21 protein-coding genes and 1 riboswitch are annotated in these 20,552 nt (G+C 36.4%); of the genes, 14 read left to right on the top strand and 7 right to left on the bottom strand.

What is annotated here, in order from left to right; translation table 11 throughout:
- Nucleotides 1–3: 3 nt before the first annotated feature.
- On the bottom strand, nucleotides 4–453 hold the full coding sequence (locus JNG87_RS10470) for a low molecular weight protein-tyrosine-phosphatase (RefSeq protein ID WP_202843996.1): 450 nt from the start codon (nucleotides 451–453) through the stop codon (nucleotides 4–6).
- Between the two features lie 99 nt (nucleotides 454–552).
- Complete coding sequence (gene dnaA, locus JNG87_RS10475; protein WP_002980474.1) at nucleotides 553–2,007, bottom strand: chromosomal replication initiator protein DnaA; 1,455 nt, start codon at nucleotides 2,005–2,007, stop codon at nucleotides 553–555.
- A 136-nt stretch (nucleotides 2,008–2,143) separates the two neighbouring features.
- Here dnaA and JNG87_RS10480 point away from each other — a divergent pair, with 136 nt between their 5' ends.
- The 5 genes from JNG87_RS10480 (at nucleotide 2,144) to JNG87_RS10500 (ending at nucleotide 7,646) form a co-directional block, all read left to right on the top strand.
- Nucleotides 2,144–2,554: an acyl-CoA thioesterase gene (locus JNG87_RS10480; RefSeq protein ID WP_202844268.1), complete on the top strand. Its 411-nt coding sequence runs from the start codon at nucleotides 2,144–2,146 to the stop codon at nucleotides 2,552–2,554.
- A gap of 269 nt (nucleotides 2,555–2,823) precedes the next feature.
- A complete protein-coding gene (pheA, locus tag JNG87_RS10485; protein ID WP_202843998.1) occupies nucleotides 2,824–3,672 on the top strand; it encodes a prephenate dehydratase in 849 nt (282 codons plus the stop codon).
- Between the two features lie 362 nt (nucleotides 3,673–4,034).
- Nucleotides 4,035–4,745: a hypothetical protein gene (locus JNG87_RS10490; protein ID WP_110009380.1), complete on the top strand. Its 711-nt coding sequence runs from the start codon at nucleotides 4,035–4,037 to the stop codon at nucleotides 4,743–4,745.
- Nucleotides 4,746–4,857: 112 nt separating this feature from the next.
- Nucleotides 4,858–7,092, top strand: coding sequence for a DUF2339 domain-containing protein (locus tag JNG87_RS10495; RefSeq protein WP_202844000.1), 2,235 nt, complete (start codon nucleotides 4,858–4,860; stop codon nucleotides 7,090–7,092).
- 116 nt (nucleotides 7,093–7,208) lie between these two features.
- On the top strand, nucleotides 7,209–7,646 hold the full coding sequence (locus JNG87_RS10500; protein WP_202844002.1) for a hypothetical protein: 438 nt from the start codon (nucleotides 7,209–7,211) through the stop codon (nucleotides 7,644–7,646).
- Nucleotides 7,647–7,881: 235 nt separating this feature from the next.
- Here JNG87_RS10500 and JNG87_RS10505 read toward each other — a convergent pair whose 3' ends face one another.
- Nucleotides 7,882–9,159: a replication-associated recombination protein A gene (locus JNG87_RS10505; protein WP_202844003.1), complete on the bottom strand. Its 1,278-nt coding sequence runs from the start codon at nucleotides 9,157–9,159 to the stop codon at nucleotides 7,882–7,884.
- A 102-nt stretch (nucleotides 9,160–9,261) separates the two neighbouring features.
- Here JNG87_RS10505 and yidD point away from each other — a divergent pair, with 102 nt between their 5' ends.
- Entirely contained in the window at nucleotides 9,262–9,513 is a 252-nt protein-coding gene (yidD, locus tag JNG87_RS10510; protein ID WP_034695943.1) for a membrane protein insertion efficiency factor YidD, read from the top strand.
- Nucleotides 9,514–9,963: 450 nt separating this feature from the next.
- Nucleotides 9,964–10,812, top strand: a complete 849-nt coding sequence (gene lgt, locus JNG87_RS10515) for a prolipoprotein diacylglyceryl transferase (protein WP_202844270.1) — start codon at nucleotides 9,964–9,966, stop codon at nucleotides 10,810–10,812.
- A 71-nt stretch (nucleotides 10,813–10,883) separates the two neighbouring features.
- Here lgt and JNG87_RS10520 read toward each other — a convergent pair whose 3' ends face one another.
- Nucleotides 10,884–12,401 (bottom strand): NAD(P)H-hydrate dehydratase, encoded by a 1,518-nt coding sequence (locus JNG87_RS10520; RefSeq protein WP_202844005.1) that lies wholly within the window; start codon nucleotides 12,399–12,401, stop codon nucleotides 10,884–10,886.
- Between the two features lie 245 nt (nucleotides 12,402–12,646).
- Between JNG87_RS10520 and mscL the strand changes: the two genes are divergently transcribed.
- A complete protein-coding gene (mscL, locus tag JNG87_RS10525; RefSeq protein WP_002980494.1) occupies nucleotides 12,647–13,024 on the top strand; it encodes a large conductance mechanosensitive channel protein MscL in 378 nt (125 codons plus the stop codon).
- A gap of 78 nt (nucleotides 13,025–13,102) precedes the next feature.
- On the opposite strand, the gene JNG87_RS10530 is transcribed toward mscL, so the two are convergent.
- Complete coding sequence (locus JNG87_RS10530) at nucleotides 13,103–14,062, bottom strand: D-2-hydroxyacid dehydrogenase (protein ID WP_110009387.1); 960 nt, start codon at nucleotides 14,060–14,062, stop codon at nucleotides 13,103–13,105.
- A gap of 86 nt (nucleotides 14,063–14,148) precedes the next feature.
- Nucleotides 14,149–14,559: a phosphoheptose isomerase gene (locus JNG87_RS10535; RefSeq protein WP_002980498.1), complete on the bottom strand. Its 411-nt coding sequence runs from the start codon at nucleotides 14,557–14,559 to the stop codon at nucleotides 14,149–14,151.
- A gap of 328 nt (nucleotides 14,560–14,887) precedes the next feature.
- On the opposite strand from JNG87_RS10535, the gene idi reads away from it, so the two are divergent.
- The 3 genes from idi to gcvT are packed head-to-tail and all read left to right on the top strand — an operon-like array spanning nucleotide 14,888 to nucleotide 16,956.
- On the top strand, nucleotides 14,888–15,397 hold the full coding sequence (gene idi / locus JNG87_RS10540) for an isopentenyl-diphosphate Delta-isomerase (protein WP_202844007.1): 510 nt from the start codon (nucleotides 14,888–14,890) through the stop codon (nucleotides 15,395–15,397).
- A gap of 2 nt (nucleotides 15,398–15,399) precedes the next feature.
- The gene (locus JNG87_RS10545; protein ID WP_110009389.1) at nucleotides 15,400–15,870 is read left to right on the top strand and encodes a hypothetical protein; all 471 of its coding nucleotides are present in this window, start codon (nucleotides 15,400–15,402) and stop codon (nucleotides 15,868–15,870) included.
- A gap of 9 nt (nucleotides 15,871–15,879) precedes the next feature.
- Nucleotides 15,880–16,956 carry a glycine cleavage system aminomethyltransferase GcvT gene (gcvT, locus tag JNG87_RS10550; RefSeq protein WP_202844012.1) on the top strand — a complete coding sequence of 359 codons (1,077 nt, stop codon included), beginning with the start codon at nucleotides 15,880–15,882 and terminating at the stop codon, nucleotides 16,954–16,956.
- Nucleotides 16,957–17,080: 124 nt separating this feature from the next.
- On the opposite strand, the gene JNG87_RS10555 is transcribed toward gcvT, so the two are convergent.
- Complete coding sequence (locus JNG87_RS10555) at nucleotides 17,081–17,437, bottom strand: arsenate reductase family protein (protein WP_110009391.1); 357 nt, start codon at nucleotides 17,435–17,437, stop codon at nucleotides 17,081–17,083.
- A 121-nt stretch (nucleotides 17,438–17,558) separates the two neighbouring features.
- On the opposite strand from JNG87_RS10555, the gene JNG87_RS10560 reads away from it, so the two are divergent.
- The 3 genes from JNG87_RS10560 to JNG87_RS10570 all read left to right on the top strand — a co-directional run bounded on the left by JNG87_RS10560 (nucleotide 17,559) and on the right by JNG87_RS10570 (nucleotide 20,502).
- Entirely contained in the window at nucleotides 17,559–18,026 is a 468-nt protein-coding gene (locus JNG87_RS10560; protein ID WP_002980508.1) for an acyl-CoA thioesterase, read from the top strand.
- A gap of 84 nt (nucleotides 18,027–18,110) precedes the next feature.
- A complete protein-coding gene (locus JNG87_RS10565) occupies nucleotides 18,111–18,950 on the top strand; it encodes a GLPGLI family protein (RefSeq protein WP_202844015.1) in 840 nt (279 codons plus the stop codon).
- 145 nt (nucleotides 18,951–19,095) lie between these two features.
- Nucleotides 19,096–19,163: riboswitch (Fluoride riboswitch) on the top strand.
- 31 nt (nucleotides 19,164–19,194) lie between these two features.
- A complete protein-coding gene (locus JNG87_RS10570) occupies nucleotides 19,195–20,502 on the top strand; it encodes a voltage-gated chloride channel family protein (protein ID WP_202844016.1) in 1,308 nt (435 codons plus the stop codon).
- The last annotated feature ends 50 nt before the right edge of the window (nucleotides 20,503–20,552 follow it).

The raw sequence follows: 20,552 nt of genomic DNA on the forward strand, positions 1-20,552 counted from the left end.
TTATTATTTTGATAATTGATTTTTGATAGCCTCACATCCTTTATCCAAAAGCTGGAAAACCTTTTCAAAATCGTTCATATCGCCCCAATAAGGATCCGGCACTTCAGCATTTTTGTGATCTCCCAATACTTCTAAAAACAAGGATACTTTCTGACGTTCTTCTTCATTTTTAGTTTTAGAAACAACATCTCCGAGTACATCAACATCCATACAGTAGATCTTATCAAAGGTTTCAAAATCTTTCCTGGTGATAGGTCTTGATCTTTGCTGCGATATATCAATATGATGATTGGCAGCAGTTTTAATGGCTCTTTTATCCGGATGTTCGCCTTCATGCATTGAAATAGTTCCGGCAGAATCTACGAGATAATGATCCGGTAGTTTCGTTTTCATAATTCCTTCTGCCAGTGGGCTTCTGCATATATTTCCCAGACAAACCATTAAAATTTTCATATCCTGTTTTTTAAAAAAAGTCTTTTATTACGACAAAACTAAATAAAAAATGAAGAATAAAACTATCCTTCATTTTAATTTATGTAAGCTCAACCTTATTTATTGTTTGATTCTTTCAGTAAGGTCTTTTACGTATTTCTTGATTTCTTTATCAATTTTCGAAACGTCTTTGATGGTATCACAAGCGTACATTACCGTAGAGTGATCTTTTCCTCCCATTTCCTCACCAATTTTGGTAAATGTAGAATTGGTAAACTCTTTGGAGAAGTACATCGCAAGCTGTCTTGGTAATGCAATCTCTCTTTTTCTTGTTTTTGAAAGCAGCTGCTCTTTTTTGATTCCAAAATAATCACAAACCACTTCCTGAATGTAAGGAATATTGATAACTTTCTTTTGGTTAGCAGCAATTCTGTTGATGGTTTCTTTAAGCAACTCAAGACTAAGGTCTCTTTTATATACTGTAGAGTAAGCAATCACTGAGTTGATAACCCCGATAAGTTCTCTTACATTCGTTTTTGCTTCAGCAGCAAGGAAGTCAAGCATATCGCCAGGAAGAACAATTCCGTCTCTGCTTAGCTTATCTTCAATGATCTGTCTTCTTGTAGATAGATCCGGAGATTTAATTTCTGCAGAAAGCCCCCATTTGAAACGGGAAACAATTCTGTCCTGGATATCCATAATATCTGCAGGAGCCTTATCTGAAGTAAGGATAATCTGTTTTCCATTCTGATGCAGGTGATCAAAAATATGGAAGAAACTGTCCTGTGTTGCCGATTTTCCGGATAGGAACTGAATATCATCAATAATCAGTACATCTACCATTTGATAGAAATTAGCAAACTCAGTCTGCTTATGAGCTTTAGCCGCAGAGATAAACTGCTGGATAAATTTTTCAGAAGACAGATAAAGAACTACTTTATCAGGAAACTGATTTTTTACTTCAAGACCGACAGCCTGTCCCAGGTGGGTTTTTCCAACTCCATAACCTCCATATAGGAATAACGGGTTGAAAGCTGTTGCTCCAGGTCTTTTGGCAATGGATCTGGCTACAGTGGCTGCAAATTTATTACTTTCTCCTTCTACATAACTATCAAATGAATAGTCAGGCTTCAGGTTAGAATCTATATTTACTTTTCTAATTCCAGGAACGACAAACGGGTTTACAATATTAGCAGAAAAACCTTGCGGCATTGTTTCCTGTGTTTTCGGAGTAGGAACGCTTTGTCCCTTAATGTTCATGGTAACAGGTTTTTCTTCACCTTTTGGTCTGTTTTCCATCACAGAATACCATAATTTCACTCCTTTTCCAATATTTTTCTTCAGGGCAGCAGAAAGTAAGGACAGGTAATTGTCCTCTATATATTCCTTGTAAAAATCACTCGGCACGATCAGCGTAAGGTTGTTGGCCACCAATGAAAGCGGCTGAACCTTATCGAATAGCATATCGAAAGATTTTTCAAGTTTTTTAAGGTCAGAATTGTCTTCAGCAGCGTTCAGGTTATCGCGCATAAACTGAAGGCATTTCTGCCATATCATCATTAAATTGTCATCCATTTTTTAAGCCCCGATTATTCTTTGTTTGTACTGTGTTTAGAAGGAAGACAAAGGTCTAATTTTTTCTTTTCAAAAAAAAATATTGCAGGTATTGATTATTTAAAAATATATTTGTATGTATAATTTAACACCTAAAATGATACACACAACACACTCAATACGAGTACGTTACGCAGAAACAGATCCAATGAAATACGTATACTACGGAAACTATGCAACGTACTTCGAAGTAGCGAGAGTTGAACTCTTCAGAAGCATAGGAATTTCATACGATGAAATTGAAAACCAAGGAATTTGGCTTCCCGTTTCGGACTACAAAATTAAATATATCCGCCCTGCTTTATATGATCAAAAATTAGAAATCCATACTTATGTTAAAAAAATTCCGGGGGTAAGGATTGAATTTGAATATGAAATTTACAATGAAGAGCATATTAAAATAACAGAAGCTTCCACTACTCTATTCTTTTTAGATTCAAAAACTAATAAAGTAATCAGGTGTCCGGATTTTCTGATGGAACTGATTGAGAAGAACTGGAAAGGATAGATAGCAGGTAGTAGGTTGTAGGAATTAGGGAGATACCCGACGAAATATTGGGTAGAGGTTTTATAAAGGTGAAGGGTGAATTTTCAATAGAGTTAAAATATCTATCTCAAATTATCCGGTCACAAAATAAACCCGCAACTCGTAACCCGTAACTCGCAACTAAAAACATTACACTTTAAACTCTAAACTTTAAACTCTACACCCTCTCTGTTTATGAATTAATTCGCACCTTTGTACCATTATTTTAATCATCCCTTATATATTATATTATGAAGATTGCATTTTTGGGACCTCATGCCAGTTTCACCCAGCTTGCTACAGCACAGCTTTTCCCTGATGACGAAATAGTACCTCAAGCCAGCATTCTGGATTGTTTTGATGCCGTTGAAAACGGAGAGGTAGTAAAAGCAGTAGTACCTTTGGAAAACTCTATTGAAGGAACCGTATCGATGACGCTGGATTATTTATATAAGACTCCGTCTATTAAGATAGAAGCAGAAGCAGTAATGCCTATTGCGCATCACCTGATGATTCATCCGGAAAATTCTATTGAGAATATCGAAAGAATATATTCTCACCCACAGGCTCTTGCACAGAGCTTCCATTTTCTGGACACTCATTACAAAGAGATTCCGAAACAGGATTTTTCCTCCACTGCAGCGGCCGCAAAATTTGTTTCTGAAAACCCGGAGACTCCTATTGCTGCAGTAGCCAATCAGTATGCTGCCAATTTATATGGCTTAAAAATTGTGAACCGTAATATTCAGGATTTTGAACAAAACCATACCCGGTTTATCATTATTTCCAAAGAACAGAACCAATATCAAAATGACCAACTGGAAACACTGGGTGAAAAATCAGGAATGCTCATCACGCTTCCGGAAGATCATCCCGGTGGTTTACATCAGGTTTTATCGGTTTTTGCATGGAGAAAAATGAACCTTAGCAAAATAGAATCCAGAACCTTAAAAACAGGTTTGGGAAATTATTTCTTTTTTATCAATGTGGAAGGACCATGGAAGGAGGTTTTGCATGAAAATGCACTCAAAGAGCTTGAATCAATCAACGCTAATGTAGATTTTCTTGGGAATTATAAAGAATTCCTGTTGGAAAGCTAAGAAAACAAATAAATCTGTTCAAAAACACTGTCGTTACGGCAGTGTTTTTTTTATTCATTTGAGAAATATTAAATTCAAAAAAACTTTTATAATAAATTATCTATGGATAACACCTTCTGTTTAAACCAATAAATAACCCACACAATAGGGAGAATTATATTTCACCAAAACACTGATAAACAATATGTTAAAATAAAAATAAATATAATAAGTCGTAACCAAATTATGACTAAATATTAACTAAAATATAAACATATGTTTAAATATATTACATCATAATAATGTTAATTTTAAAGATTTCACAATGCAGGGTATAATTTTTGTTGTATATTTGCTTAGCAACTAATTTAAAAATCTTGATCATGAAAACTAAACTTTACAGCTTAATGTTAGCATGTGCAGCGTTACCATTATTCTCACAGGTGGGTATCAATACAGCCAACCCATCTGCAACTCTAGATGTTAATGGAACTTTGAAAGTTCGTGATACCCCTGCCGCTACAGCCCTACCCGGATATCAGATTTTAGCTGTTAACCAGGGAACTACCCAGGTATTCTCAGTTGACCCGTCATTGCTAAGTGCAGCTGCCGGAACCAACACTTCTGTATATTCTGCGAAAAAAACAACTGGTATAACCCTGCTGAATTTAGGGGTTTTACCTGCTGATTTCCAGCCTGTCAGCTTTGTACAAGCCGACAGAACGATAGGAACTGCGGCGTTATTTACCAATGCTGATGGTTCTTATAATATTCCATCAACCGGAGTATATGCTGTTGGATTTGCGTTCAGATATGGTACAGGTTTACAGGCTTCTTTATTGTCAGGATCTCCCGGTATCGCTATCGCAAGAACCAGATCTGCAGTAACCACTTTGATAGACACTCGTCCATTCAGTGGGGTCAATCTTGCATTAGCAGTTAACTTAACACTTTCCGATTCCAGCATCAATTCTTTGTATTCATTCCAGGCGGGTGACAAAGTTTCTTTCGGACTTGTAGATTCCGGTGTTATCACGGCAGGATTATTAGGATCCAGTATTGCGTCATTCTACATTTACAAAGTATCAAACTAGTAAAACATATTGTTAGTTATCTATACCATTTAACCCATCGCTTATACCGCGATGGGTTAATTTTTAAATAGCATTTGAAACATTTCTTTATATTTGATAAAAAACTAATGAAATGAATGAGTTTGTTGCAGTTATCATCTTTATAATTATCTTCATCATTTTCAATAATCTGAACAGCAAAATCAGAAAATTGAAAAAGGAGATTTCAGATCTTCATTATAAAATCAACGAGACTGCTCAGGCTCAGACAAAAGTAATTCATAAAACAACCTCAACGGAAAACAGTTTGATTCCGCAGCAAGAGGTACCTCAACAGGTTCAGCATGAAGATATACCATACCGTGAAAAAAGTGAAGAAACCTCAACACCAGTTCAAAAAGACTGGCTTGCTCCTGTTTCTGATTTTTTAAAACAAAATGTTCTTACCATTATCGGAATTTTTACCCTTGTTCTCGGAATTGGTTATTTTGTAAAATATGCCATTGATAAAAACTGGATCGGCGAAGCAGCAAGAGCGGGAATCGGTTTTTGTACCGGAGTAGGAATCATCATCACCGGGCATTTTCTCAGAAAAAATTATCCGGCTTTTTCTTCCATCATTACAGGAGGCGGTGTTGCTGTTCTGTATTTCACAGCTACCATTGCCTTTCGTGAATATCATCTGTTTACCCAAAATACAGCTTTTATTATAACGGCACTGATTACCGCAGCCTCTATCATCCTGTCCTATTACTATAAAAGTGAAGTACTGATTATCTTTTCACTGATAGGAGGTTTTGCAGCTCCTTTCATGATCAGTACAGGACAAAGTAATTATCTTTTCCTTTTTATTTATATTACTCTTTTAAATACAGGAATGCTGGCTGCCTCTTTTCTGCAGCACTGGAAAAGTGTGGGATGGACAGCTTATATTTTTACAACAGGCTACCTTTTATTCTGGACTCATGAAAGCCCGGAGCTTTTAAGCATTACTTTTTATCTGATCAGTTATGCGATTTTCTATATTTTTGGTCTGTACGATTACTTCAGAAGAAATATCCTTTCAACCTCTGATATTTTAATACTTGCTCTCGCTAATTTTTCAAGTATTCTGGGGCTTCTTTACATTTTTGATACATTAAAATATGAACCCCCGATTGTTTTTCCGCTTATTTTTGCTGCTGTAAATGCTATTTTACTTTTCAGAGAATATACCCGCAAAAGCTTTGGAGTAGCTTACTCTGTATTTGCAGGGCTTGTTACCAGCCTTATAACCATTGCGATTGCTATTCAGTTTAAAACGCATCTCATCACCAGCATCTGGGCCATAGAAACCACCCTCCTTCTTTTTATCTGGAAAAAAACAGGTCATAAGATTTTCAAAACTTTCTTTTATATCCTGTTTCCATTGGTGATGATCGCCCAGCTTATAACCTGGACTGAATATTTTGGAACAAAAGATTTCAATATCATATTCAATCCTCCGTTTATCACAAGTTCCTTTACTATTGTTTCCATCATGATTAATCTGTATTTGCTAAGGAATACCGTGAAAGAGACACAGGAAAAAAGCAATAACTTTTTTGAAGATCTTATTACTGTGATCAGTTATGGGGTTATCTATATTACTTTTCTTCTTGAAATCACTTATCATATTTCGGAAATGCCATGGTCAGCCATTACCAGCACAGGATTTTTATTCAGCATTTATTATATTTTTATTTTATTGCTTTTCAGGAAACTGCTGAGCATCAGAAATGATGTTCAAAACCTACTGATTTATCTGTTTTTCTTCCTGATCGTAATAAATACATCGGTTTCGACTCTTCTGGTTGTGACCGCTGTCTTAACAAAAAAGCTCCATTTAAGCTTTTATTTCCTTCATCTTCTGCAATGGATTCCTTTTATATATATAGGATACAGAATTATTCCTACTTCAGCGTTTCATAAGCAAAAGATTTCTTACTGGATACAGGCTCTGGCGCTAATCATTTCTGTAAGCTGCGAGCTGCATCATTCTTATATTTTAATGGTTTCCAATGATCTCCCGCATTCTTATAAAGCAAGTGAACATTTCAATATTCTTTATCTGCCTGTTATCTGGACAATTCTTGCCAGTATTTTTATTTATACCGGTTTGAAAAAGAATATTCAGGAATATAACAAGATTGGTTTTGCATTGGTAGGCCTGATGGTATTGAAACTTTATGGTTATGATGTATGGCAAATGGATAATATCTCAAGAATCAGCGCCTTTATTGTTCTCGGAGTTATTTTATTATTAAGCTCTTTTACTTTCCAGCGACTGAAAAATATGATCAGAAATATGGTAGATAAAAAGGATAAAAAAGATGAAAGCACAGACTGATAATCAGGAGAAAAGTTTTTATTTATAAATAGAATGTAAAACAATTCAAGATTTTATTCAGATTTTATAAAAAATAACTATATTTATCACGTTTTTAACAGTTACATATTCCAATTATGAAAAAACTATTCTATTCTTTTTTACTTCTATCCTCTGCTACTTTATTGGCCCAGCAAAAAAATCCTGCTGTAAAGTTTGCAGTGGCTGACAATGCCATTGGGACAGTAGAATTGTTCAATACAAAAAAGAACGTATTACAGGTTTCTAAAGTATACAATACTCCAGCGAGTCTTCCCCAAAGCTTAAAAAAATACAGTTCTGTTTTTACAAAAGGCGTAACTGAATATAAGTTTAAAAACGGAGAAAACGTACTTGACAGAATGGCATTATCCAATATGAATGCACAATACAATATTCCGGCAGATAACCCTGTATTTATTGAAGGATATGAATTTACAGATACCAATACTTTGATATATCCTGAAATCAGGAAAAGAACTGAAACAAAAGATTACAACGGTAAGAAAACATTGTTTATTTACACTACCGAATAATTTGATTTTTTGAAACATTAAGATCGTATTAAGATGTTAAGATTATTAAGATAAGCTTCGCTTTAACTTAAAATCAGCATGATTTATCTTAACTATACTTTGATTCTTCAGTCTCCTTAATGGTTTAAAAATATTTACCACCATTTTTCACTTTATAATAGCTGAAATGGTACAGGTTAAAAAAAAACGATTTAATATAAAAAAGGATGCCGTTTTTTCAGCATCCTTTTTTATTTTAGTATTTATTATTCCATTTTTTCTTGAGCTCTTCATAGATTTTCTTCTCAGTAGAGTTATTTCCTGGCTCATATAGTTTCACATTTCGAATTTCTTCCGGAAGAAAATCCTGTTCCACAAAGTTTCCTTCGTAAGAATGGGCATATTTGTATTCTTTTCCGTAATCAAGGTCTTTCATCAATTTTGTTGGTGCATTTCTCAAATGAAGAGGTACAGGCAGATTTCCGGTCTGCTTTACCAGAGCCAACGCTTCATTAATCGCCATATACGCAGAATTACTCTTAGGGGAAACCGCAAGATATACGGCTGTTTCACTTAATATAATCCTTGCTTCAGGATTCCCGATCACATTGATCGCCTGAAAACAGTTGTTGGCAACCACCAAAGCGTTAGGATTCGCCAACCCTACATCTTCAGCAGCAAGAATAAGCATTCTCCTTGCGATAAACTTGATATCTTCTCCCCCGGCAATCATTCTTGCCAGCCAATACACCGCTCCGTTCGGATCACCTCCACGCATAGATTTGATGAAGGCTGAGATGATATCATAATGCTGCTCTCCGTTTTTATCATACAAAGCCATCGTTTCCTGGAGAACTTCAAGAACATCAGAATTCAGGATTTCCGTTGTACCCGAATTTTTATATTGGTTCAAAACCAGTTCTACGGAATTGATCAGTTTTCTGGCATCACCACCGGAATACTGAATGAAAGCTTCTTTTTCAAGGATTTTAAAATCTGTTCCTTCATCTTTATTGTATCTTTCTGATGCGATATCAATCAGTTCTTCCAGTTTTTCATAGCTCAAAGCTTTTAAAACATAGACCTGGCTTCTTGAAAGCAGTGCTGAAACCACCTCAAAGCTTGGATTCTCCGTGGTGGCGCCAATCAAAACAATCCAGCCTTTTTCTACCGCATGCAATAATGAATCCTGCTGTGACTTATTAAACCTGTGGATCTCGTCAATAAACAAAATCGGTGATTTTCCGGAAAACAAATTCTGCTTCTTGGCATCCTCAATCACATCACGCACATCTTTCACCCCGGAAGAAACTGCAGAAAGCTTATAAAACTTTCTCCCCGACTGCTCAGAAATAATTTCAGCGAGTGTTGTTTTCCCCGTTCCCGGAGGCCCCCAGAATATCAGCGAATTCAGGGTATTGTTTTCAATCATCTTTCTGATTGTTCCTTTGTCGCCGGTAAGATGCTCCTGCCCAAGAACATCGTTCAGGGTTTTGGGTCTTAATTTTTCAGCTAATGGGATATTTTGATTCAAAGTAATTCTATTTTTTAAGATCAATGTCCCGGATTTCCGATCTCCGAAACTTATAACAAAATTAAACTAATTTTCATTTTTTTACCCTATTTTTGCATTGTTTTGAAACTTACATTTAATAAAATCATTACATTTCCGCTGGTAATTTTGATCAAATTTTACCAATGGTTCATCTCGCCCTTACTTCCCAAAAACTGCCGTTACGAACCTACCTGCTCTCACTATATGATCGAGTCGCTTCAGGTGCATGGTGTTTTTAAAGGTTTCTGGCTGGGATTTAAAAGAATTTTAAGATGCCACCCCTGGGGAGGAAGCGGTTATGATCCTGTTCCACCCAAACATAAATGTCAATAATCAAACTATTAAATCAATAGAAAAATGAATACTATCTTTTTCAGAATTTATCTTGTGCTGTTTGCGTTCACCACGCAGCTTCTTTTTGCACAGGAATACCCTGGAGGTTTATCTGACGGAACTTTAGATATCAATGGAAGCAATGTTCCTGTAAAAATCTATTCTACCACAGAAATGGGAGACCTTACAGCTTTTCCGGACAGAGAATCAGACAAGAACCAGTCTTTCGTTGTGATTCTTAATGAATCCAATTTTGAACCTGCTTATTATAATTATGGGGCTTCCACTTTAGCAAAGTATAAGGATTCCAGGTATCAGTTTTTTGATAAAAACTTTAAGTTGATTGATACTGGTGTTACCAAAGAAAATATCACCACTTTTAAATATGCAGTAAAGTCTGTAAAACCTATTACAGATTCTGATAAAGTAGAACTTAAGACTTCATTTAAAATATGGGATCCATCAAAAGGTATTCACATCGGATCATTTACGCTTCACTTTTATAGTTTGATGTTTGTTTTTGCATTTGGATTCGGATATGTTTTAATGACGAGAATCTTTAAGATTGATAATGTGAACCAGAAATACCTTGAACCTCTGTTCACATGGACACTGATCGGGACTATTCTGGGAGCAAGATTAGGACATGTTATCTTTTATCAGCCGGAACTATTTAAAGAGGATTTCTGGAGTGTATTTTTACCGATAAGCACAAAAAACGGTTTAAAATTCACAGGTTTTTCAGGACTGGCGAGCCATGGTGCTACAATTGCCCTGATCTTTACCACGCTTTATTATTCATTTAAAATCATTAAGAAAAATCCGTTTTGGGTATATGACAGACTTGGTATTGTCGTAGCTTTAGGTGGAGCGTTTGTAAGAATGGGGAATTTTTTCAATTCTGAAATTGTTGGTAAACCAGCTGACCCGAATTCTCCGTTTGCTTTGCTTTTCCCACAACAAAGCAGTGAGTATGGTCTTACGGTACCCCGTTATCCAAGCCAGTTATTTGAAGCAGTAGGATATGTTCTTCTCTTCATTTTACTATGGATATTGTACAGAAAAACAAATAAAAAATACCAGCAGGGATGGTTATTCGGTCTGTTTTTCATCATTCTTTGGGCGATCAGGTTCTTTGTTGAGTTCCTTAAAGAGCCACAGGGAGATGAATTCATCCAGATCGGCGGTCTGAATACAGGTCAGGTTCTTTCGATTCCTTTTATGATTGCAGGTGTTATCATCATGATCGTTTCCAAGAAATTTAAGATCACTGAGGCAGAAAACGAGAAACCGGAATAAGCCATTTAAGCTGAAAAATAAAAAGGCAAATTTGTAGAAATACAGATTTGCCTTTTTTATTAGCTGTTTACTTACAGATTTCTCTCCGCCTTTCTGTTCAGTTCTTCGAAAACAGACCCAAAGGCATCAATGACATCAGTAGGCAGCATCGATTCTTTTGAATGTTTTTCTGAAGCAATATCGGCAGCGCTGCCATGCAGCCATACCCCAAGAATACAAGTCTCCTCTTCAGAGTATTTCTGAGCCAGAAGCGAAGTGAGAATTCCGGTAAGAATATCTCCGCTTCCTCCTTTCGCAAGACCTGCATTTCCGGTTATATTATAGAATACTTTTCCCTGCGGAGTAACAACCTGGGTATGGTGGTCTTTAAGGACAATATAAAGATCAAGTTCTTTTGCCTTTTTCCTTGCCAGTTCAAGTCTTTCAAAAGAATTATCTGTACTTCCGAAAAGTCTTTCAAACTCTTTCGGATGAGGAGTTATGATTGATTTTTTGGGAATGAGTTTCAAATTTTTTGGATCAATTGAAATAATATTCAATGCATCTGCATCCAGAATCAATGGCTGAGAATAGTTTTTCAAAAAACTCAAGAAGCCTTTCTCTGTACCGGAATGCGTTCCCAGACCAGGACCGGCACCACAGGTAACATCTTTGTCCATCTCAAAATTTGTGATAAACTGCTCCCCTCCTTGTATAAACATGGCTTCAGGGCATGAAGTCTGCAAAATATTATATCCGCATTCCGGAGCGAGTGTAAAGGTCAGCCCTGCTCCGGTTTTGAGAGCTGATCGTGTTGCCAGCACTGCCGCCCCTATTTTTCCATAGCTTCCTCCTATGATGGCAGCCTTACCATAACTGCCTTTATGGGAAAATTCCTGTCTTGGAATAAATATCGATCCCACCAGCTGATCATCAATTACAGAGTAATCAGAATCAGTTGTATCTGCGTATATTTTGCTTAAATCAATATCCAGCTGTACTACTTTTCCGGTATATTTCCCTGTTTCAGGATGAAGGAAGGTTCTTTTCCAACATTGAAAGGTCAGTGTATAATCAGCTTTCAGAATAACCGGATTATTATCAAACATTTCATCTGCAGACAATCCGGAAGGAATATCGATGGATATCTTAATATTCTTTTTAGTATTCAATTGTTCAACAAGCCTTTTATAATCACCTTCCAACGGTCTGGATAATCCCGTTCCGAAAAGAGCATCTACAATAATGGTTTTCTCATCAAAATGATAGTGTTCTTCAGGATCAAATTTTCTGACGGTAATTCCCGACAAATCGCGGAGTCTTTTCAGGTTAACGGAAGCATCTTCTGAAAATTTCCTTTTGGAATCGCTTACAAATACATCTACATCAAAACCTTTCAGATAAAGTAGCCTTGAGACAGCCAGGCCGTCACCTCCGTTATTTCCGTTACCACAAAATACAGCCAGCTTTTTATGGTTTTTACAGTGTTCCGAAATCCAATGAGCTGCAGCCATTGAAGCTCTTTCCATTAATTGAATAGAAGAAACCGGCTCATGGGAAATCGTAAACTGATCCCAGCTGCGTATCTGTTCTGCGGTGAAAATTTTCATAGGTGAAACAAACTTTTAAGCAAATTACAAAAGATTTTTCATTATGCTATCACCTCATTAATAAAAATAAAAAGTCATCATTAATGGCATAATGTATTGTTACAATGCTGAAATATTCATTAAAACTGTTAGCAGGAAATGAGCGTAAATTTCAATATTTTGGGAATAAAAAACGATTAAACGTAGTGTTTTTTACATTTTTTAATTATATTTTTGTGTATATACTAATTAAAAAAAAATAAATTATGGGATTTGTAAAAGAATTTAAAGAGTTTGCCTTTAAGGGCAATGTTCTCGATCTTGCTGTCGGTGTGATCATTGGGGCAGCATTTGGCAAAATTGTTTCCTCATTAGTGGAAGATGTAATCACTCCTCTTATACTCAACCCGGCATTGAAAGCCGCCGGTGCAGAAAACATTGCAAAACTTTCTTGGAATGGTGTTGCGTACGGAAATTTCCTTTCAGCAGTAATCAGTTTCCTTTGTATTGCGATGGTTCTTTTCTGGATCATTAAATTCGCCAATAAAGTAAACAAAAAAGAGGCTCCTGCTCCTGCCGGACCTACAGAAGATCAAAAATTACTGATGGAGATCAGAGATTTGCTGAAAAGCAAAAATATCTAATCTTTTAAACAACAGTTTTAAAAATAAAAAAGCACTCCAGTCTAAGGCTGGAGTGCTTTATTTATGATCTTTTTCAAGTTATTGAATCTGTAAGATACTTGAAATCTGCTCTGCCAGGGAAAGCCCTATTCTATCCTGCGCTTCAAGAGTAGAAGCTCCCGTGTGAGGGGTAAGGGAAATTTTAGAATGAGTAAGGATTTCTTTTGATGGTGTTGGCTCATTAATGAAAACATCTAAACCGGCAAATCGTACTTTTCCTGAATCTAAAGCCTGAATTAAAGCTGCTTCATCAATAACTCCACCTCTTGAACAGTTTACAACAGCTACTCCGTCTTTCATTATTTCAAACTCATCCTTTCCGATCATATAACCGTCCTTCTGTGCAGGAACGTGTAAAGTAATGAAGTCTGAATGTTTTAAAACATCCTGTAACGGCTCTGTTTCGATATCAACATTGATGAACTGGTTGTTGTAAAATTTCACTTTGATACTTGCTCTTCCGACGTTATTATCAGCGGCAATCACTCTCATCCCAAGTCCTAAAGCAATTCTTGCCACTTCCTGGCCGATTCTTCCCATTCCTACAATACCGATGGTTTTTCCTCTCAGTTCGATACCTGCAGCATATGCTTTTTTAAGACCTGCAAATTCAGTATCTCCTACAACTGGCATTTTTCTGTTAGAATCCTGAAGAAATCTCGCCCCGGAAAACAAATGGGCGAAAACAAGCTCAGCCACAGATTCCGATGATGCTGAAGGAGTGTTGATCACATGAATCCCTTTTTCTCTTGCATAATCTACGTCAATATTATCCATACCAACACCTCCTCTTCCAATAATGTCGATAGACGGACATCCATCAATAATATCTTTTCTTACCTGTGTGGCACTTCTCACCAATAAGGTGCGGATTTTGTGCTCATTAATATAATCTACTAAAAATTCCTGGGGAACTTTTGTAGTAATCACCTCAAAGCCTTTTTCTGTCAATGCATCTATTCCAGATTGATCCAGGCCGTCGTTTGCTAAAACTTTCATAAAATATCAAGTATATTAAAAAATGAAAGATTTAAAAATTAAAGGTACTGGTTCACATTTAATCTTTAAATCTTTGAATTATATTTTTATTCGCCGTCTTCTTTGAATACCTCAATGGTCACTTGTTTTTCTACCAAATCCGTAAATCTTCCTTTGTATCTTGTAGCTCTTACCAGATGGTTGTCTATCCAGTGATAATTTCCTCCTCTTGGTTTTCCGCAAAGCACGCTGTGGTATTTGAAGCCATGCTTATCCAGCCAGTCGATCGTAATTTGTTTCAGATTTTCGGTTCTTGAAGTAAAAAAGCAGATCTGATGTCCTTCGTCATACCATCTGTTGATCGTTTCCAGAGCATCAGGGTAGGGTTCGCAGGTAACCATTCTTTCCGGCTCTTCATTGGGAACGTCATCAGTAATGGTTCCGTCGATATCTATTAAGTAATTTTTTATTCCATCCTTTAGAATAGGACTAATGTGTTCAATGTATTCTAATTCCATTACTAAATATTAAAAAACAAAGTTAGCGTTTTTACCATTATCAGGCATATTAATCTTGCTTTATGTTAATATTTTACTATAAAAACTTATTTTCAAAGAATAATATCAATATTTTATCAACCATTCAAGCCGAATTAGTTAAAAATTTTCATTTCACATTTTATTTTTACATCATAAAGTGGAGATCTGAAAAGCAACTACTCAGTGAATGGACAAATTTACCTGCCAGTCTTTTCTGACTTCCTCAATTTCATTGCCATGATTACAAAAAGCATGATGTTTATCTAAAAATTTCCAAAATACATTTATTACTCTTACATTTGTAGGAATGGAAGAATTTGTTGTTTTAGTAAATCCTGAAGATGAGGTTTTAGGGCTGATGGAAAAGCAGCAGGCTCACATCAATGGCCTGTTACACCGTGCTTTTTCTGTATTTCTTTTCAACAGTAAAGGAGAAATGCTTCTTCAGAAAAGGGCTTCAGGAAAATATCATTCTCCTAACCAATGGACCAATGCTGTATGCTCGCACCCGCGTGACGGGGAAACTTATCAGCAAGGAGCGGTACGCAGACTAAAGGAAGAACTGGGAATTGAAGCAGATCTTTCTGAAAAATTCCATTTTATTTACAAAGCAGATGTAGGCGGTGGTCTTTGGGAGCACGAGCTGGATCATGTATTTGTGGGAAATCATGAAACTGATTTCAATTTAAATAAAGAGGAAGTGGAAGAAGTAAGATTCATTTCCATGGAAGATCTGGATAAGGAAATTTCCAAACATCCTGAAAACTTTACAGAATGGTTCAAAATCATCCTTGAAGAATATAAACACCATTTTTAACGATGAAAAAAATATTGCTTTTTTCTGCACTTTTGACGGGAAGTCTGTTTTTTGCCCAAAAAGCAAAGGTCTATGAAAATTCCAATTATTCTATTACTGTTCCTGAAGGCTGGAAATCTACCAACGACAGTGAAATTGTTAATATTTTCCCTACCAGCCAGATAGGGGCAATTACCATTTCGGAATATCATGATCTTCCCCTTCCCAAAGCGGAAGTAAAAAAATTTATGCTGGCACTTTATCAATCCCAAGACCCGGAGGATAAAGTAAAAGAAAAAAAGAGCCAGAAAGGATATACAGAATATTTCTATGAGCATTTCGATGAAAAAGAGAAGCTGTTCTGGGTAACCAAAGCTTTTCAAAAAGATAAAAACTTATATTTGGTTTCCATTAATTGCGGCCAGAAATACTGGAACGGAAACTATATGACCCTATTCAATGAGACTTTTAACAGTTTTAAAATAAAGAAATAAAAATTAAATATGAAGAAAACAGCCTTGTACGACAAACATGTTTCTTTGGGAGCTAAGATCGTACCTTTCGCAGGTTTTGAAATGCCTGTTCAATATTCAGGGGTTACAGAGGAGCATTTTGCAGTAAGAGAAAAAGCAGGATTATTTGATGTTTCCCACATGGGACAGTTTTTCATCGAAGGGCCGGGTTCAAAAGACCTTTTGCAGTATGTAACTACCAATAATGTAGATGCACTTGAAAACGGAAAAGCTCAATATTCCTGCCTTCCGAACGAAAACGGCGGAATTGTAGATGACCTTATCGTTTACAAAATGGAAGATGACAAATATTTTGTAGTAGTAAACGCATCCAACATCGACAAAGACTGGAATCATATTTCAAAATACAATACTTTCGGGGCTAAAATGACCAATGCTTCTGATGAGATGTCATTATTGGCAGTTCAGGGGCCTAAAGCTACTGAAATTCTTCAAAAACTTACAGACGTAAATCTTTCAGAAATTCCTTACTATCATTTTACAGTAGGAACCGTTGCCGGAGAAAATGATGTGATTATTTCAAACACAGGATACACAGGAAGCGGTGGTTTTGAGATTTATTTCAATAACGAAAGTGCTGAAAAACTTTGGGATGCCGTAATGGAAGCTGGTAAAGAAGAAGGGATCATTCCTTGCGGATTGGCTGCCAGAGACACTTTAAGATTAGAAAAAGGATTCTGCCTGTACGGAAATGATATTGATGATACAACGTCTCCAATTGAAGCCGGTTTAGGGTGGATCACTAAATTTGATAAAGACTTCGTTTCTAAAGATGTTTTCGCAAAACAAAAAGAGGAAGGAGTTACAAGAAAACTAGTAGGTTTCGAACTGACAGATAAAGGAGTTCCAAGACATGACTATCCTGTGGTGGATGCTGAAGGAAACGTGATCGGAAAAGTAACTTCCGGAACACAGTCTCCAATGAAAAAAGTAGGATTAGGTCTTGCTTACGTAGACAAACCTCACTTCAAATTAGGATCTGAAATCTTTATTCAGGTAAGAAACAAGAACATTCCTGCAAAAGTGGTGAAAGCTCCTTTTGTATAATTGAAAAAAATAGCAAAAAAGAGGCTGTGAACAAATCACAGCCTCTTTTGGGTTTATATCCAAACCTTATAGGTTTTAAAAACCTATAAGGTTTATTATTTGCAAAATTAGTTTCCAGTTAAATTTATTCATTTACGCCAAAGAACTTCTGCAGTTCTTCAACATTTTTTTTGTCATTACCCACGAAAATCTCTTTATCGGTAACAAATACAGGTCTTTTCAGGAAAGTATAATGGTCCAGCAGCAATTCTTTAAAATCTTTTTCTGTTAATGATTTTACATCCAGACCTCTCAGTTTGATCTGAGTAGATTTTTTACTGAATAATGCTTCGTATGACTTTGTTTTTTTATGCATTTCCGCCAATTCCTCTTTTGTAATTGGTTCTTTTTTAATTTCACGGAGTTCCCAGTCTGTAAGGTCAAATTGGGCTAAAATTTTTCTGCATGTATCGCATGTATTGAGATAAAATACTTTCTTCATTACGGGTTCTAAATCTGTTATGGGTTAAAATTCTCTTTCATTGAAAGTTTCGTCTTTCAAAAGTAGGATTTAATCTAAAACTTTGGAAATTATTAAATAACTTTATTCAAATTTTATAAAGATGCAGAACAAGCCTATTACTTTTCAGTTTATTTCGGAGCCTTCAGATGTTAATTACGGAGGAAATGTACATGGAGGAAGTGTTATGAAATGGATTGACCAGGCCGGTTATGCATGCGCGACAACCTGGAGTGGTAATTATTCTGTCACTGTTTATGTGGGCGGAATCCGTTTTTATGATCCTATTAAAATCGGTGAAGTAGTAAAAGTAGACGCTCAGGTGATCTATACCGGAACTTCAAGCATGCATATTGCCATCAATGTTTTTTCAAGAAATTTAAAACAGCCCAACTTTGAGAAGAAAACACATTGTATTATCGTATTTGTAGCTGTGGATGAAAATGGAAAAAAACTCCCTGTTCCAAAATGGACACCGGAAACAGAGGAAGAAAAACAGCTTGAAATGTATGCCAAACGCCTGATGGAGCTGAGAACGCAGATTGAAGATGAAATGAAACCTTTTTTGTAAGAGCAGGTTTCGGGATGCGAGATTGCAGGATTTAAGGTTTAAGGTTTTGGGAAACCAGTAACAACAAACGACCAATCACATGATATGAAAAGTTTTTTTACTTTATCAGCATTGCTTGTAACAGCTTTGGTGCAGTCTCAGACACACCGGTTTATTTATGAGCTTCAGTATAAAATGGATTCTACCGAGGCTGGATATGAAAAAGTGAATATGATCCTGGATATCACCCCGAAGGAGGTAAAATTCTATGGAAAAGATCTCGCTATCAGAGACTCACTGAATAAAAAATTCGGAACGAACTTCAGCTATACTGATATGACCGGACAGGTAGTTAAAAGAAAGATCAATTCTTTTGATAATGAAAATTTCATCAACATTAAAAATGGATATTATACATTTAAAACTACGGATAAGATCAATTGGACAATTGCTGATGAGATTAAAAAGGTAGAAAACTATACTTTACAAAAAGCAACTACAAAATTTGGAGGGAGAAGCTGGACGGCCTGGTTCTGTAAAGACATTCCATTTAATGAAGGACCATTTAAACTGCGTGGATTACCCGGTTTAATCTTTGAGCTATCAGATGCTAAGAAAAATTTCCTTTATACGCTCGTTAAAAGCAGAGAACTTCCGGAAGTCTCCTCTACTTCAGATTTCCTGGAATCCAGCTTTGGTAATAAAGCAATTCCTATTAACGAAAAGCAAAAACATAAGCTGCTTATGGAATTTTATAATGATCCTTTTGCTTTTGAAAGAAATAATATCAGCAAATCCAATAATGACCTTAGAATTAATATCAATGGAAAGGAAATTCATAATGTTGATGAACTGAATACCCAAACCAAAAGCATGCAGGAGGTTATCAGAAAATATAATAACCCAATTGAAATCAATAAGGCGATGCATTATCCGGTATATTAAAGCTATGGTTATTTTTAAGTTTGGGCTAAAGCCAATGGGATTTAAAATTTATTTGGCTGGGCTAAAGCCCACCCCTATTGAATTTTAACAATAAGATCTTTTATCTTTTATCTTTTATCTTTTTACCATAATTCATATATTTGCATCATCAAAAGGAAATGGTGTTCTTCCTTACCCAACCGCTTTATAAAAGCTGATGACGCCTGATTAAAAGATTATTAACAAATAACTAATCAGGATTATTATGTCAAAAAGTCAAAGAACACCAGGTAAAAAAGCAGTTTTTTATACTCGTTTTTTCTTCAGAAAATTTCCGGCAATTCCTTATATTTTAAAATGGCTGTGTATCAGTATCATCATTGGTGCATTGGTAGGAACCGCATCTGCAGGATTTCTTCAATCTTTAGAATGGGCAACACACTTCAGAGAAAATCATCTCTGGCTGATTGCTTTACTTCCTGCTGCAGGATTTCTGATAGGGCTTCTTTATTATTATTTCGGAAAAGATGTGGAGGCTGGAAATAATCTGTTGATCGATACCATCCATGAACCCAAGGGAATTATTCCTTTTAAAATGGCTCCTTTTGTGTATCTGGGAACAATTGCAACGCATTTCTTCGGAGGTTCTGCCGGCCGTGAAGGAACAGCTCTTCAGATGGCGGGAGCCATCGCGGATCAGCTCACCAGGCCTTTTAAGCTTGACAGAAATGAAAGAAAAATATTAATTATTGCTGCTATTGCTGCCGGATTTGGCTCCATTTTCGGAACACCGCTGGCAGGAGCCGTTTTTGGTCTTGAAGTTTTTCTGATCGGAAGGATTCGTTACAATGCGATCTTTCCGGCATTTGCTTCTGCCATTCTGGCGGACTGGGCTACCAATCTCTGGAATGTAAAACATACCCATTACCATATTGATTTTATTCCTAAACTTGAGTTCTTACCAATTCTATACAGCATTCTGGCAGGAATAGCTTTTGGAATCTGCGCTGCTGCTTTCAGTAAAATCATCCACTGGATGAGCTCTCTTTTTAAATCAAATATCAAATATCCTCCACTTCGTCCAGTAGTGGGAGGAATTATTATAGCACTTGCCGTTTTTGCAATGGGAACAACCCGTTATATAGGACTGGGAGTTCCTGTAATTGTGGAATCTTTTGAAAAGCAGCTTCCACTGTATGATTTTGCTCTAAAAATGATTTTTACCATTGTTACGCTTTCGGCCGGATTCAAAGGTGGAGAAGTGACACCTTTGTTCTTCATTGGTGCTACCTTAGGCAGCGCTCTGTCACTATTCATTCCTTTACCCTTCGGATTATTAGCAGGAATGGGGTTTGTAGCGGTATTTGCAGGAGCCACCAATACGCCTTTAGCCTGTATGCTGATGGGAATTGAATTATTCGGGGCAGAATGCGGTGTATATGTAGCTATTGCGTGTGTCGTTTCTTATCTTCTTTCAGGACATAACAGTATTTATTCCAGACAGAAAATCGGAGAAGCAAAAAACAGAAGATATGAAAGTCAGCAGGACAAGTCTGTTTCGGATTTTTTATAAGGGGTTTCGAGATGCGGGATGCGGGTTACGAGTTACGGGATGCGGGGTGC

It is taken from the genome of Chryseobacterium cucumeris (assembly GCF_016775705.1).
Lineage (GTDB): Bacteria > Bacteroidota > Bacteroidia > Flavobacteriales > Weeksellaceae > Chryseobacterium > Chryseobacterium cupriresistens.